Origin of the sequence: Aquabacter albus, from assembly GCF_040049275.1 — a bacterium.
In the GTDB taxonomy this organism is placed as follows: domain Bacteria; phylum Pseudomonadota; class Alphaproteobacteria; order Rhizobiales; family Xanthobacteraceae; genus Aquabacter.
Map to the genome: position 1 here is coordinate 178,126 of NZ_JBDZDT010000007.1, position 14,433 is coordinate 192,558.

Annotated in this window: 14 protein-coding genes; 7 read left to right on the top strand and 7 right to left on the bottom strand. The window is 67.2% G+C overall.

Features of this window, described 5'->3' with window-relative positions; genetic code table 11:
• Positions 1-34: 34 nt before the first annotated feature.
• The gene (locus ABLE91_RS18870) at positions 35-1,168 is read left to right on the top strand and encodes a glycosyltransferase (protein ID WP_348933305.1); all 1,134 of its coding nucleotides are present in this window, start codon (positions 35-37) and stop codon (positions 1,166-1,168) included.
• Here the strand turns inward: ABLE91_RS18870 and ABLE91_RS18875 are convergent.
• Together ABLE91_RS18875 and meaB are read right to left on the bottom strand one after the other, a co-directional pair.
• Complete coding sequence (locus tag ABLE91_RS18875) at positions 1,141-1,767, bottom strand: pyroglutamyl-peptidase I family protein (RefSeq protein WP_348933307.1); 627 nt, start codon at positions 1,765-1,767, stop codon at positions 1,141-1,143. The two genes, ABLE91_RS18870 and ABLE91_RS18875, sit on opposite strands and share 28 nt — an antisense overlap.
• Positions 1,764-2,756, bottom strand: coding sequence for a methylmalonyl Co-A mutase-associated GTPase MeaB (gene meaB, locus ABLE91_RS18880; protein ID WP_348933309.1), 993 nt, complete (start codon positions 2,754-2,756; stop codon positions 1,764-1,766). The genes ABLE91_RS18875 and meaB overlap by 4 nt, the downstream gene beginning before the upstream one ends.
• 150 nt (positions 2,757-2,906) lie before the next feature.
• Here meaB and ABLE91_RS18885 point away from each other — a divergent pair, with 150 nt between their 5' ends.
• Complete coding sequence (locus ABLE91_RS18885) at positions 2,907-3,113, top strand: CsbD family protein (protein ID WP_348933311.1); 207 nt, start codon at positions 2,907-2,909, stop codon at positions 3,111-3,113.
• 75 nt (positions 3,114-3,188) lie between these two features.
• Here the strand turns inward: ABLE91_RS18885 and folK are convergent, their stop codons facing one another.
• From folK to ABLE91_RS18900, 3 genes are read right to left on the bottom strand one after another with little or no spacing between them, the layout of a single operon-like run.
• Positions 3,189-3,671 (bottom strand): 2-amino-4-hydroxy-6-hydroxymethyldihydropteridine diphosphokinase, encoded by a 483-nt coding sequence (gene folK / locus ABLE91_RS18890; RefSeq protein ID WP_348933313.1) that lies wholly within the window; start codon positions 3,669-3,671, stop codon positions 3,189-3,191.
• Positions 3,668-4,510, bottom strand: coding sequence for a dihydropteroate synthase (gene folP, locus ABLE91_RS18895; RefSeq protein ID WP_348933314.1), 843 nt, complete (start codon positions 4,508-4,510; stop codon positions 3,668-3,670). Before folP ends, folK begins: the two co-directional genes overlap by 4 nt.
• A 10-nt stretch (positions 4,511-4,520) precedes the next feature.
• Positions 4,521-4,901, bottom strand: a complete 381-nt coding sequence (locus ABLE91_RS18900; RefSeq protein WP_348933316.1) for a hypothetical protein — start codon at positions 4,899-4,901, stop codon at positions 4,521-4,523.
• Between the two features lie 176 nt (positions 4,902-5,077).
• On the opposite strand from ABLE91_RS18900, the gene ABLE91_RS18905 reads away from it, so the two are divergent.
• The 5 genes from ABLE91_RS18905 to ABLE91_RS18925 all read left to right on the top strand — a co-directional run bounded on the left by ABLE91_RS18905 (position 5,078) and on the right by ABLE91_RS18925 (position 11,681).
• The gene (locus ABLE91_RS18905; protein WP_348933750.1) at positions 5,078-6,703 is read left to right on the top strand and encodes a helicase HerA-like domain-containing protein; all 1,626 of its coding nucleotides are present in this window, start codon (positions 5,078-5,080) and stop codon (positions 6,701-6,703) included.
• Between the two features lie 173 nt (positions 6,704-6,876).
• Complete coding sequence (locus tag ABLE91_RS18910; protein WP_348933318.1) at positions 6,877-7,314, top strand: ANTAR domain-containing protein; 438 nt, start codon at positions 6,877-6,879, stop codon at positions 7,312-7,314.
• 305 nt (positions 7,315-7,619) lie between these two features.
• Positions 7,620-8,999 carry a M20/M25/M40 family metallo-hydrolase gene (locus ABLE91_RS18915; protein WP_348933320.1) on the top strand — a complete coding sequence of 460 codons (1,380 nt, stop codon included), beginning with the start codon at positions 7,620-7,622 and terminating at the stop codon, positions 8,997-8,999.
• A 68-nt stretch (positions 9,000-9,067) separates the two neighbouring features.
• Positions 9,068-10,051 (top strand): zinc transporter ZntB, encoded by a 984-nt coding sequence (locus ABLE91_RS18920; RefSeq protein WP_348933322.1) that lies wholly within the window; start codon positions 9,068-9,070, stop codon positions 10,049-10,051.
• A gap of 178 nt (positions 10,052-10,229) precedes the next feature.
• The gene (locus ABLE91_RS18925) at positions 10,230-11,681 is read left to right on the top strand and encodes an esterase-like activity of phytase family protein (RefSeq protein ID WP_348933324.1); all 1,452 of its coding nucleotides are present in this window, start codon (positions 10,230-10,232) and stop codon (positions 11,679-11,681) included.
• 152 nt (positions 11,682-11,833) lie between these two features.
• On the opposite strand, the gene ABLE91_RS18930 is transcribed toward ABLE91_RS18925, so the two are convergent.
• A complete protein-coding gene (locus ABLE91_RS18930; RefSeq protein ID WP_348933326.1) occupies positions 11,834-13,390 on the bottom strand; it encodes an ArnT family glycosyltransferase in 1,557 nt (518 codons plus the stop codon).
• 394 nt (positions 13,391-13,784) lie between these two features.
• The gene (locus ABLE91_RS18935; RefSeq protein ID WP_348933328.1) at positions 13,785-14,381 is read right to left on the bottom strand and encodes a superoxide dismutase; all 597 of its coding nucleotides are present in this window, start codon (positions 14,379-14,381) and stop codon (positions 13,785-13,787) included.
• Positions 14,382-14,433 lie beyond the last annotated feature (52 nt).

Here is a 14,433-nt window from a genome sequence, read left to right on the forward strand (position 1 = left end):
AGCCCCTAGAACGGAGGCGAGCGGGGGGACGGGGATGAAGCGGATCGCGCATATTCTGCCATGGGCAGGCATGGCGGGAACGGAGCTGGCCACGCTGCGCGTCGCCGAGGCCGCGCGGCGTGCCGGCTATGAGAACCTCTTCTACCTGCCGCGCATCAAGGACCCCGATCCCGAAGCCTTCCTCGCGCTCGCGGCCAAGCACGGCTTCGAAACCGTCTGGTACGACCAAGTCTATGCGAGCTGGCGCAATCCGCTGCCATACCTGCGCAATGTGGCGGCGCTGGCGGCGGATTTCCGCCGCCGCCACATCGCCCTCGTGCATTCGGCCGATATTCTGGGCGCCTATTACACCGCCTGGGCGAGCCGGCTCGCCGGCATCTGCACGGTCTGCCACGTGCGCAACGAGCATGGCGACGTCACACCCTTCGAGCGGCTAGTGCTGAAGGCGGTGCAGCGCTTCCTCCTCACCTCCGAGGGGGCGGTGCTGGGGCAGGGGTTCCACCTGCCGCCCGAGCGCACCGAGATCCTCTATGACGCCGCCATCCTGCCCGGCACGCTCATCCCGGCGCCCGAGGCGCGCGCGCATTATGGCCTGCCGCAGGACGCTATCGTGTTCGGCATGGCGGCGCGGGTGGCCGACCAGAAGGACCATACGACGCTCATCCGCGCCATGGCCATCGCCGCCCCGCAGCGGCCGGACCTCCACGTCCTCCTCGTGGGGGATCATGAGGTCAACCCGCTCCACCGCAAGCATTTCGCGGGCCTGTCCGTCCTCATGGATGAGACCGGGACGCGCGAGAGGATGCATTTCGCCGGTTTCGAGGCGGACATGGCCCGCTTCCTGGGCGCCATCGACGCCATGGTGCTCGCCACCCACAAGGAGGGCTTTCCCCTGGTCATCCTGGAGGCCATGGGGGCGGGAAAGGCGGTGGTCGCCACCGCAGTGAACGGCATCCCGGAAGCCATCGTCGATGGGGTGACTGGCTTCCTCGTGCCGTTGCAGGACCCGGACGCCCTGGCGAAGGCGCTGCTCACCCTCGCGAACGATCCCGAACTCCTCGTGCGCATGGGAGAAGCGGGGCGGGCGCGGGCGGAGGCCGTGTTCGGCCCCGCGCGCTTCGATCGCGCGGTGGCGGATTTTTATGGGCGCATGATCGGCCCGCCCTGAGCCGGGCGCGCCAAGGCGAGCAGAAGCTGGGACAGAGCGAAGACCAGCCGCCGCCTGTCCGCGCGTGCCACGGGTCCCTTGCCGGGCAGATGCACGAAGATTGCGGGCGTGTCGGTGTCCGCGAGGCGGGCGAGGGCGGTGTAATAGGCGCCGTTGCAGAGATAGCGGCCGGCATCGCGCGAGCGGCCCGCCTTCAGGCCAGCGGCTTCAAGGGCATGGACGAGGGAGGTGGGGGCGGCGCGGGTCGCAAGCATCTCCCGGCCCTGGGCCGAAAGCTTACGGCCGGGTACGCGGCGGCGGGCGGCGTCGGCGCCGCGCGCGCAATTGACGGCGCGCACCTCCACATCCACGCGCCGGCGGCGAGGGGCGACGCCCAGCAGCAGCACGGCATCCGGCGCGAACGTGGCGATGCGGGCGTCGAGATCGGCGAGCGCGCGCCATTCCGTCGGCAGCAGCATGACCTCGCGCACCATGCCGGCGAGCGCCGGGCGGCGCAGGGCGCCGAGAAGGCGGGCGGCCTCGCCTGCGGGATTGCGGGGCACGCCGGGGAAGGGGCCGAAGCCGGTGATGAGGATTTTCAGGGGACGGCCGCTGCTCATAGGCCCAGCATGGCGGCGATTTCATTGGCCGCAAGGGTGGGGGCGAGCGTGCCGTCGGACACCTGACGCTCCAGTTCCGGCAGGCGCGCCTTAATGGCGGCGTCGGTGCGCACCCGCTCGCCGAGGCGCTCCTGGATGAGGGTCCACATCCAGTGCACCTGTTGGGTGCGGCGGGTGGCGGCAAAGGCGCCGGCCGCCTCGCAGCGGACGCGGTGGGTCTCCACCTCCGCCCAAAGCTCAGGGATGCCCTGGCCGGTCAGGCCGGAATAGATGAGCACCGGCGGCGACCAATGGGCCGCCCGCGCGCCCAGCAGATGGAGGGCCGCGCGATATTCCCCAGCCGCCGCGCGGGCGCGGGGCAGGTTGTCGCCGTCCGCCTTGTTCACGGCGACGATGTCGGCCAGTTCAAGCACGCCCTTCTTGATGCCTTGCAGCTCGTCGCCGGCACCGGGGAGCATGAGGACGAGAAAGGTGTCGGTGAGGTCCGCCACTGCGGTCTCGGACTGGCCCACCCCTACGGTCTCCACCAGCACCACATCGAAGCCGGCAGCCTCGCACAAAAGCATGGTCTCGCGGGTCTTCGCGGCGGTGCCGCCCAGGGTGCCGCCGGAGGGGGAGGGGCGCACGAAGGCGGCGGGGTCCACGGACAGGCGCTGCATGCGCGTCTTGTCGCCGAGGATGGAGCCGCCGGTGCGGGTGGAGGAGGGGTCCACCGCCAGCACCGCCACCTTGTGGCCGTTGCCCGTGAGATAGGTGCCGAGCGCATCGATGGTGGTGGATTTGCCCACGCCCGGCACGCCGGTGATGCCCACGCGATAGGCGCCGCCCGTGCGTGGCAGCAGGCCCTGGAGCAGCGCTTCCGCCCGGCGGCGATGGTCGGGGCGGCGGGATTCGATGAGGGTGATGGCGCGCGCCAGCGCCGCGCGCTCGCCGCGTACGAGCTTCTCGGCCAGAGCCAAGTCGTCTCCCGTCCCGGCCGGCCGCGTCATGCCCCCTCCGCTCGCCCGCGCGCCGACTCGGCGCATCGCCAAGGATGGCGCGTTCCCGCATTGCGCTCAACGCTGGCGGCGAGACGGAACCCGTTCGTGCAGGCGGCGTTTATCCCATGTAATTCCCTCCCCGCGGCAGGAGACAAGGTCATGAATTGGGATCGTATCGAAGGAAATTGGAAGCAGCTCACGGGTAACGTCAAGACTCAGTGGGGCAAGCTTACCGATGATGATATCACGCAGATCAATGGAAATCGCGAAATTCTGGAGGGTAAGCTCCAGGAGCGCTATGGTCTTGCCAAGGACGAGGTGGCCAGGCAGGTCAATACCTGGTCCGAGAACGTGAAGCGCATGTGAGGAGCAACGGAGCTTTCCTTAGCTCCATCTCCTTCGTGCAAGAGAGAGGCGCCCCGTACCGCGGGGCGCCTTTTTCTATGGCAGGCGCTCGATGCCGGAGCGGTCGAGCCTTTCGAGCGCGGCCACGGCTTTTACGCCCGCAACCACGATGTCCGGCGCGATCTCGGTGAGCGGCACCAAGGCGAAGGCCCGTTCCAGAAGGCGGGGGTGGGGGAGGACCAGATCCGCCTCCGAAACGCTCTCCTCGCCGAACAGCAGGATATCGATATCGATGCAGCGCGGGCCGTAGCGCTCCTCCCGCGCCCGGTCGCGGCCGAGGAGGCGCTCCACCTTGAGCGCGAGGACGAGGAGGTCGCGGGGGCGGAGCGGGCTGAACACTTCCAGCACCTGGTTCACATAGTCCGGCTGGGGCACCGGCCCCCAGGGCGGCGTGCGGTAGAAGGCGGAGCGCCGGCTAATAGTGAGGCCCGCCTGCTCCAGCAGGCCGGCGGCGCGGTGCAGCGTCTCGCGCGGTTCGCCCAGATTGGCGCCGAGGCAGAGATAGGCCCGTTCGTTCATCTGGCGTCGCGGATTGCTTCCGCCACCCGCGCGGCCTGCACATGGGCCGCCACGTCGTGCACGCGGATGATCTCCACCCCCGCCATTATGCCGATGGCGTTGGAGGCGAGGGTGCCCGGCAGGCGCTCTTCCGTCGTCGTTTCGATCACCTTGCCGATGAAGGATTTGCGCGAGGTGCCGAGCAGCAGCGGCTGCCCCAGGGCGCGCAGCGCCGGCAGGTGCCGCAGCGCGGACAGGTTCTGCTCGAAGGTCTTGCCGAAGCCGATGCCGGGATCGAGCACGATGCGGTCCCGCTTCACGCCGGCCTTCTCGGCGCGCTCCAAAGCGCGCTCGAAGAAAGCGAGCATGTCGGCGACGATGTCGAGCGTGCCGTCGATGGCCTCGCGATTGTGCATCACCACCGCCGCCGCATCGCTGTCGGCCACCACGTGGGCCATGTCGGCATCGCGGGAAAAACCCCAGACATCGTTGACGATCACCGCCCCGGCCTTAAGGGCGCGGCGGGCCACGTCCGCCTTCCAGGTGTCGATGGAGACGGGCGGCATGTCCTCCCGCGCCAGCGCCTTGAGGACGGGCGCGACGCGGGCCCATTCCTCTTCCGCCGGGACGGGGGCGTGGCCCGGCCGGGTCGATTCGCCGCCAACATCCAGAATGTCCGCGCCCTCGCGCGCCATGCGGCGGCCATTGGAGACCGCGTCCTCAGGCGCGGCATTGAGGCCGCCATCAGAGAAGGAATCGGGGGTTATGTTGAGGATGCCCATAATGAGGGTGCGCGGCCCCAGAGGGAGCCTCCGCCCGCATGCCTCGATCACCCGCGCCGGCACGGCGCCAGGGTTCATCGTGGGGGCCTCACGCCACCTGCCGGAGGCCGGGAATGGCGACGACGATGCGGTTCACCACGTCCTCCCCCGCCTTCTCGCGGGCGAAGCACACCACTTCGTGCGTCGCCTGCTGCACCTGGGGCATGGTCATGCCGGCCGCCATCATGCGGTCCGCCACCTCCATCAGCCGCGCCATGCCGCCGAAATGGCGCGTTGAGGCGGGCAGGGTGGTTTCGGCAGGAAGGCGCGCGAGCAAATCGGCAATGCCGGGGATGGTATTGGAGAGTTCCGCCATGGCGTCCGCGGGCGCTTCATGGGAGAGGAATTCGATCACCACTTCCACGGCGCGGTTCGCTGCGGCCTCGCTGACGCCGACCTTTTCCTTGAGTCGAGCAATCAACTCGTCCATGCGCACCTCCCGCTGGGCTGGGCCGGGATATTGACCGCGCCCCGCCCGGGAGGCAAGGGCGGAGGATGCCGCACGCAGGCCGCCGCGCCCCCTCCGGGGAGAAGAGTGCCCCTTGTTGCCGCCGCGCGGGTGCGCGAAAAAGGGCCGCAGATGCAAGAGGGGAGGTCGGCATGTCGATGACGGAGACAGAGGGCAAAATACTCCTCGGGCGCAGCTTTTCCAGTGCGCCGGCCAAGGGCGCCAAGGCCAAGGGAGCGCTCGCGCAGCCGGGCTTCAAGGATGAGTTCCTCTCCTTGCGCCTCGCCAACCGCCACGGCCTCGTCACCGGCGCCACCGGCACCGGCAAGACGGTGACGCTCCAGGTGATGGCGGAAGGCTTCTCCCGCGCCGGCGTGCCGGTGTTCGCGGCTGATATCAAAGGTGACCTCTCCGGCATCGCCGCCAGGGGCGAGCCTAAGGACTTCCTGGTGAAGCGCGCCCAGGAGATCGGTGCCACCTATACGCCGGACCAGTTTCCCGTGGCTTTCTGGGATTTGTTCGGCGAGCAGGGCCATCCCATCCGCGCCACGGTGTCCGAGATGGGGCCGCTGCTGCTGGCGCGCCTCATGGGGCTGAACGAGACCCAGGAAGGCGTCCTCAACATCGCCTTCCGGGTCGCCGACGAACAGGGCCTGCTCCTGCTGGACCTGAAGGACCTCAGGGCCATGATGAGCTGGGTGGCCGAGAACGCCTCCACCCTCACCACGGAATATGGCAACGTCTCCGCCGTCACCGTTGGCGCCATCCAGCGGCAGGTGCTGGTGCTGGAGAACCAGGGGGGTGACGCCTTCTTCGGCGAGCCGGCGCTGAACATCAAAGATCTGATGCAGGTGGACCGCTCCGGCTACGGGGTCATCAACATCCTCGCCGCCGACAAGCTCATGGGCGCGCCGCGCCTTTATGCCTGCTTCCTCCTCTGGCTGCTGTCCGAGCTGTTCGAGGAACTGCCCGAGGTGGGCGACGTGGACAAGCCGAAGCTGGTCTTCTTCTTCGACGAGGCGCATCTCTTGTTCGACGATGCGCCCAAGGTGCTCCTGGACAAGGTGGAGCAGGTGGTGCGCCTCATCCGATCCAAGGGGGTGGGCGTCTATTTCGTCACCCAGAACCCGCTCGACGTGCCGGACAAGGTGCTCGCCCAGCTCGGCAACCGGGTGCAGCACGCGCTGCGCGCCTTCACCCCGCGCGACCAGAAGGCAGTGAAGGCGGCGGCGGAAACCTTCCGGCCCAATCCCACCCTCGACACGGCTTCCGTCATCACGGCGCTGGGCAAGGGCGAGGCGCTGGTCTCCATGCTGGAGGGCAACGGCACTCCCTCCATGGTGGAGCGCACGCTCATCGCCCCGCCCGCCGCCCGCGTCGGACCGATCTCGCCGGAGGAGCGCAAGGCGATCCTCTCAGCCAGTGTGCTGGGGCGGGTCTATGACAGGACCGTGGACCGGGAATCGGCCTTCGAGATCCTGCGCGGCCGGGCGGAGCGCGCCACGGAGGCGCCAGCGCCTTCCGGCCCGTGGTCCGCACCCACGCCGGCCCCAACCCCCGGCCGAGGCCGGTCCACTTCCGTCCCGACCACGGGGAAGGAGCACGCGCCGGCGCCTCAGCCCACGGCGCCGCGCGAGCGGGCCGCGCCCCAGCCGCGGGCCTCTACCCGCATGTCGACGACGGAGGTCGTGGTGCGTCAGGTCGCCCGCTCGGTGGCCTCCCAGGTGACCACCCAGCTGACGCGGGCGATCCTGCGGGGCATCCTGGGCGGCATGCGCAAATAGCGAAAACGCCGAGGCTGAAAATGACCGGACCCCGGTAGCGGTTGCTTCGCAGTAGGGTTCTTTGTATCCTAAAGTCGAGTCGGACGTATTGCGGGGATTACGTTCGGCCGGAGTCGCTCAACCAGCGGCCCGGTCGATTAAAGGCCGGAGCCGCTTCCTAACAGGAGCGCCCCATGAAGGTGTTGCCTACTGCCCGCATTCTCATCATCGATGCCGACATGGATCGGCGCCAGACGACCCGCCTGGGTCTCACCGCTCTTGGGGTCGGCACCGTAACGGAAGTCGCCTCGGTCACCGAAGCCCGCGATCTGCCGCGCACGTTTGACGTGGTGGTGGTCCAGGCGAGCACCCTGGATGACGTGCCCGACCACCCCTTCAAGGATACCGGGGATGCCATCCCCGCCGTGGTCGTGGCGGATGGATCGCCGCATGCCTTGGCCCGCACGGCGGGCCGTTGCGGCTATGACGCGGCGGTGGGCATGCCGCTCCTGCCGCGCCTCCTCTACCGGCGCATCGGCTCGGTTCTGCAGCGCGCGCGCCGCTTGCAGCGCCCAACGGTTGATGCGCCCCTCAGCAGCGCGGTCACCGGGACCACTGCTGCGGCGAACTGAGCCGCATCAGCTGAAAATCCTTGTGCGGGATACGTGAGAGCGCAGCTCGAACGCTGATCCGGGACCCAGCGCAAGGGACCGCCGACGGCGCTTCGCCCCATCTCCCGCGCTTTCGCGGCGGAGATGCTTTGCGCTGGTCGCGGGTTGCCAGCCCCTCCGAAATCTTGTGCCGGGCCTCAGGCCCGCGCTCAGCCTGCGGCGCCACGTGTCCGGGACAAACCCGTCCGGAAGCGCGGCCCCGCACTTGACGCCCGCACTGTCCTGGCCCCCCATGGCGCCCACGCAAACGACCCATCGGGGGAAGCATGGCTGCGCTGGACGACGTCTTGGACCGGGTGGATGGGCAGCTCGACCAGAGCCTCGAACGGCTGTTCGCGTTCCTGCGCATTCCCAGCATCTCCACCGACCCGGCCTATGCAGCCGACTGCCGGCGTGCGGCGGAGCTGGCGGCCGCGACCCTGAACGAACTCGGCTTTGCCGCCGCCGTGCGCGACACATCAGGCCATCCCGTGGTGGTGGGGCGCACCGACACCGGCGCATCCCGGCGCGTGCTGTTCTACGGCCATTACGACGTGCAGCCCGTGGACCCGCTGGATTTGTGGGACACGCCGCCCTTCGAGCCCGCGCTGAAGACGGATGCCGCCGGCCATAAGCGCATCGTCGGCCGGGGTTCCTGCGACGATAAGGGCCAGGTCCTCACCTTCCTGGAGGCCCTACGCGCCCATCGCGACGTGACCGGCCACCTGCCGGTGGATGTCACCATCCTGCTGGAAGGGGAGGAGGAGTGCGGTTCGCCGAGCCTTCCCGCCTTTCTCACCGCCAATGCCGGCGAGCTTTCGGCCGAAATCGCCCTCGTCTGCGACACCCTCATGTGGGACCGCGACACCCCGGCCATCACCACCGGGCTGCGCGGCATCGTGCATTGCGAGCTCACCATCTCGGGCGCGGACCGGGACCTTCATTCCGGCCTGTTCGGCGGCGCCGCGCGCAACCCGACCCATGTGCTCGCCGGCATCATCGCCGACATGCACGATGAGGACGGCCGCGTGACCATTCCCGGCTTCTACGACGCGGTGCGCGAGCCGCCCGAGGCGGTGCGCAAGCAGTGGGCCTCGCTGGGCTTCACGGCCGAGGCGTTTCTGGGGCCCGTCGGCCTCTCGGTCCCCTCGGGTGAGGCGGACCGCATGCTGATCGAGATGATCCAGTCCCGCCCCACGGCGGAGGTGAACGGCATGTATGGCGGTTATACGGGGCAGGGGAGCAAGACCATCATTCCCGCCTCCGCCACCGCGAAGATCTCGTTCCGTCTCGTGGCCGACCAGGACCCCGAAGCCGTCAAGGCCGGCTTCAGCGACTTCGTCGCCGCCCGGGTGCCGGCGGATTGCAAGACCAGGCTCACCTTCGGCGAGGGCTCGCGCGCCGTGCTCGTGCCTCCGGAGAGCCCGGACCTTGCGAAGGCCGCGACCGCCCTCGAGCAGGAATGGGGCAAGGCGCCGGTGGAGATCGGCTCCGGCGGCTCCATCCCCATTGTCGGGCAGTTCAAGGCGATCCTCGGGGTGGACACGCTGCTCATCGGCTTCGGGCTCGATGACGATCGCGTGCACTCACCCAACGAGAAGTATGACCTCAATTGCTTCAGGAAGGGCACGCGGAGCTGGGCGCGTATCCTGGAGGCCCTTGCGTAACAGCATCTTGGTGCTTTCCGAGGGGCCTGCTTTCTGGCAGGAAGGCGTGACCAATCGCGGGGGGTTGGATGGCGGACCAGCATAATGAGGGCCTGCTTGAGGCCTGGATGTTCGACGGCCACGGCGGTGGCCGGCGCCTCGCGTGGGACGAGGTCCAGACGCTCAAGGACCCGACGGAAGGCTTCCTCTGGCTCCATTTCCGCTCCATGCCCAAGCATTCGCAGGACTGGCTGCGGGACCAGAGCGGCATCGACCGCATCATCCTCGAAGGCATGCTGGACGATGAGAGCCGGCCGCGCTGCTCGCTGTTCAATGACAGCGCCTTCCTCGTGCTGCGCGCCGTGAACCTCCAGCGCAATTCCCTGCCCGAGGAGTTGCTGGGCCTGCACATGTGGGTCGATGCCCGGCGCATCATCACCCTCCAGCACGAGCCCATCTCGGCCATTGCCGATTATGTGGACGCGCTGGTGCGCGCCCGATGCCCGCGCACCCAGGGCGAGATGGTGGCCGACCTCAGCCTGCGCCTCGTGGACCGGCTCGACACTGTGATCTCCGCCCTCATGGACGAGGCGGACGAGCTTGAGGACGGGGTCGAGACCGCGGAGTCCAAGGATCTCCTGCCGAAGCTCGCCATCCTGCGCCGCGTCTCCATCAAGCTGCGCCGGCACATCGCGCCCCAGCGCGAGGCGCTGAACCATTTCTCCACCGAGGACGATCCCTGGCTCGGCCCCAAGGACCGCACCCGCATCCGCGACGCCTCCGACCGCGTGGCGCGCTTCACGGAAGAGCTCGATTCCATCCGTGAGCGCGCCTCGCTGATCCGCGACCAGATGGTGGATCGGCGCGCCGAGCAGATGAACAAGTCCATGCTGGTGCTGGCGGTGGTGACGGTGGTGTTCGCCCCGCTCACCTTCGTCTCCGGTCTGTTCGGCATGAATGTGGGCGGCATTCCCGGCGTGGACGATCCGGAATCCTTCTGGCTCATCTCCTTCCTTCTTGTGACCTTCGCGCTTTGCCTGGGATGGCTGTTCCGCAGGCTGAGGTGGATCTGAGGCAGGCTGCATGGCCGGAAGTGATACGCGCCGGCGTGTCGTCCACAGCTATCGGGCTCTGAGGATAAAAGGGATTTTTCTCGCCTGACGCTGGGTCATCCAACTGTCGCCAAGACGTCTCCGCAGTGACATCCCCGCGCCCCAAGAGAGCGGCGCGGGGGAAAATCTGGAGACTGCCATGCGACACTTTCCTTCCCTGGCCACCCTTCTTTTAGCCGGCACATCTCTGTTTGCATTCTCTGCGTCCGCCCAGCAGGTGGCGCCGGCGCCCGCCGCCGCGGCTGCAGCTGTCGCAGCCTCCGGCGCGGCGCTGACCGCGGCGCAGGGAACCGCCTATCCGGCAACGGTCGAGGGCCATGTGGCCCTTCCGGCCGCCTCGTTCGTTCCGACGCCGGCCGACGCGCCGGCCGACCTTGCCACCTCCGGAAAATATACCAGCGCGAACCGGGTGCGGAACGATCAGGTCGGCTCCGTGCCGGCGGTCAGCGTCCTGTCCGACAAGGAGGCGCCGCGCGCCACAGGCCTCAACCTGCCGTTCAAGGGCCAGCCGGTGCAGGGCTTCTCCGGCATCGTCAACGAGGGCGACGGCCGGTTCCTGATCCTCACGGACAACGGGTTCGGCTCGAAGGCCAATTCCAGCGACGCCATGCTGATGTTCCACCGCATCTCCATGGACTTCAAAGCCGGCTCCATTACCCGCACCGACACCTTCTTCCTGCGCGATCCCGACCGGAAGGTGATGTTCCCCATCGCCATGGAAGGCACGACGACGCGCTATCTCACCGGCGCGGACTTCGACATCGAGTCCATCCAGGTGGCGGGCGATTCCGTGTGGTTCGGCGACGAGTTCGGCCCGTTCCTGGTGGAAACCGACGCCACCGGCAAGGTGAAGGCCGTCCATGAGACCAAGGTGGACGGCAAGGTGGTCCGCTCCCCCGACCATCCCAATGTCACCACCCCCGGCGCGCCGGGCGGCAAGGTGGCGTTCGAGGTGTTCCGCTCCAAGGGGTTCGAGGGCATGGCCCTTTCGCCCGACAAGACCAAGCTCTACGCGATGCTGGAAGGCCCCCTCGGCACGGCCGACGGGGCGAAGGAAGCTGATGGCGGCGTGGAATATCTGCGGGTGCTGGAATTCGACATTCCGAGCCGCCAGTGGACCGGCCGCTTCTGGAAGTACCCGCTCGCGGTGGCCGGAAACGCCATCGGCGACTTCAACATGATCGATGCGAACACCGCTCTGGTGATCGAGCGCGACAATCTGGAAGGCACGAAGGCCGCGGCCTGCCCGGCCGGCAAGGTGGAGCCCACCTGCTTCAGCAAGCCGGCGCAGTTCAAGCGGGTCTACAAGGTGGAATTCTCGCCGGAGGCGGCGGGGCAGACCATGCGCAAGGTCGGCTATATCGACCTGATGGCCATGAAGGACCCCAACGGCAAGGCCAAGCAGGGCGCGTCCGGCGGCACGCTGGACTTCCCCTTCTTCACCATCGAGGACGTGGTGGTGGTGGACCCGACCCATATCGTTGTCGGCAACGACAACAACCTGCCTTACTCCGCCGGCCGCCAGCCCCAGAAGGCGGATGACAACGAGTTCGTGCTTCTGGAAGTGGGCGAGTTCCTGAAGGCGAAGTGAAGGAGGCGGCCGCCATCTGCGCCGCTTTCGACCGTAAATGGCCGGGCTTGTCCCGGCCATTTACGGCGCTCCGCTGGGGGGATGCCAATGGAGAGATACGTGGATGCCCGGGCCAGGCCCGGGCATGACTGTCGTGTGGGGCGGTGCGGGGGCTACTGCCCGACCGCGAACACGCTCGGGAAGCTGCGGCCGCGGGTGTCGTAGACGCGGGCATAGACGACGCCGTCGCGCTCCACCTTCACGATCACCGGCGCCTGGACGTTGGCGCAGTAGAATTCACCTAGCATCAAGGCGAAGTCGGCGTCCGAGGTCTCGTAGGTGGTCTCGTAGCGCGGGCCAAGTTCCACCGCAGCCGCGCGGTGGGGGCCGCACACCGCCACCTTGAACTTGCGGCCCTGCGGCAGCTGGCGGCGGTGCTCGTCCACATATTCGTCCAGCTCGGCGGCGGCCTGCTTGAAGGCGAGGCCCCAGTAATCGAGCATGAACTTGTCGTCCGCCCCACGCACCCCGCCTACCAGATGGTTGTAGTAGGTGTACTGATAGGGATGCAGCTGGGCCAACTCTACCGTGGGCAAGGCGAGGCCGAAGGCGAAGACCGCCGCCGCGCCTGCGCGTACCGCCCGGTGCTGCTGCGACAGCCAGCTCCAGGCCCAGGCCGCCGCCAGCCCGCCCAGTATGGCGAAGGCCGGGGTGATGAAGACGAAATGGCGGATGCCGTTATACATCACCGGGCGCTCGACCACGGTGAGCAGGATGGGGAACAGCGCCGCCGCCACGATCAGCATGAGCTGCGCACGTTGGGTGGCCGTGCCCTTGCCGAAGAAAGCCCCCACCAGCGCGCCGGCGACGCCCGCCACCGACAGGCCGAGGAACAGTTCCGGCATCTGCACCGCGAACAGGGTCGGCACATAGGTGCGCGGCATGTCCGGCACGAGGATGGGACGGCCCTCATAAAGCTCGCGCCAGGGCACTTCCCAGAAATGGGCGTAATAAGCCAGCGCCCGCACGGGGTTCAGAGGGTCCACCACTGCCCAGGGCCAGACGAGGCCCAGCACGAGATAGGCCAGAGGCAGGCCGAGGGCCATGAGGCCAAGGCAGCCGGCAAGGCGCAGGCCCATGGCGCGGAAGCCGAGCTGGCGCCATTCGATGCCCGCCAGGAGCATGAGGGCGAGGCCCGCATAGGCCACCGTGATGACGCCGAGCACGCGCGTGCCCACCGCAAGGCCAAGGCTGATGCCGAACAGCGTGACCGTGCGCCAGGAGGGCGTCGGATATTCATCCAGCGCGCGCACCATGGTGTAGACGAGGGCGGCGACGGCCACGGCGAAGGGCGCATCCTTCGCATTCATGAAGATGTGCCCGTAATAAAGCGGGCAGATGAGCAGCAGGCAGACGGAGACGAGGCCGCAGACCGGCCCGCCGATGCGCCGGCCGGTGCGCCACACGATCAGCAGGCCGACAATGCCGACGACGCCACCCAGCAGGCGGCGGATGTCGAACACGTCCACCGGCACCATCTTGGAGATGGCGGTGGCCACCAGATCGAACCCGCCCCCGTAATAGTAGAGGTTTACGAAAGAGAACACGCGCTGGTAGACCAGCCCGGATTCGAAATAGCGGTAGAGCAGGTCGCCATACTGGGAATGTGTGAAGTCATCCCAGCCGAGGCCGTAATCGTGGAACGTAAAGACAGCGACGATGCTGGCCACGATAATGACCAAGAGGGAGCAACGGTCCGCGAATGACGCGGGCAGTGAGGGACGGGCGATACGCATAATGTTGTGAGATCCAACTCGAACACGCTGCATCAGCCCGCAAAACATGTCCCCCCGGCGGCAGCGTAACGGCAGCCACTGGTCACATATCCGTGAGCTTTTTTATCTTCCCGTTAACCCGGAACTTTGCAAGAAAAATATGCATTGCGCCGCAGCAGAGGCGTTGCAGCATTTCGCGCCACAGCGTCCTAAGAGGTATAGGCTAATGCCAATGCAGTCATAGGCTGTAGCCAACTCTTGATATAAAAAGAAAAACGCCGGATGCGATCTTCGCATCCGGCGTTAACCAACAACGTAACGCGCGGGCCTAAAGTGCCCGGCGCCATCTTCAGGAGGCGTTGCCGTAGAGTTCGGCCACATACTCCCAATTGACCAGATGGTCGACGAAGGCCTTCAGGTAATCGGGACGGCGGTTGCGGTAGTCGATATAATAGGAATGCTCCCACACATCGACGCCGAGCAGCGGCGTGCCGCCGTGGACCAGCGGGTTTTCGCCGTTCGGGGTCTTGGTGACGGAGAGCTTGCCGTCCTTGAGCGTAAGCCACGCCCAGCCGGAGCCGAACTGCCCGACGCCGCCAGCGATGAATTCTTCCTTGAACTTATCGACCGAGCCGATGTCCTCGATGATCTTCTTTTCCAGCTCGCCCGGAATGGCGCCGCCGCCATTCGGCTTCATCCACTTCCAGAAATGGAGGTGGTTATAGTGCTGTCCGGCATTGTTGAAGAGCCCAGCATTCTTGCCATAGGAGCCCTTCACGATGTCTTCCAGGGATTTTCCCTCGAATTCAGTTCCCTTTAGGAGATTGTTACCATTATTGACATAAGCGAGATGGTGCTTGTCGTGGTGATATTCGAGCGTCTCGCGCGACATGTAGGGCGCAAGAGCATCATACGAGTAGGGAAGATCTGGCAGCGTGAAGGACATGAGGCGTCTCCGCGTTCGGTCCGGGAGGAGTCCGGCGGCTTCATCCCAGGAT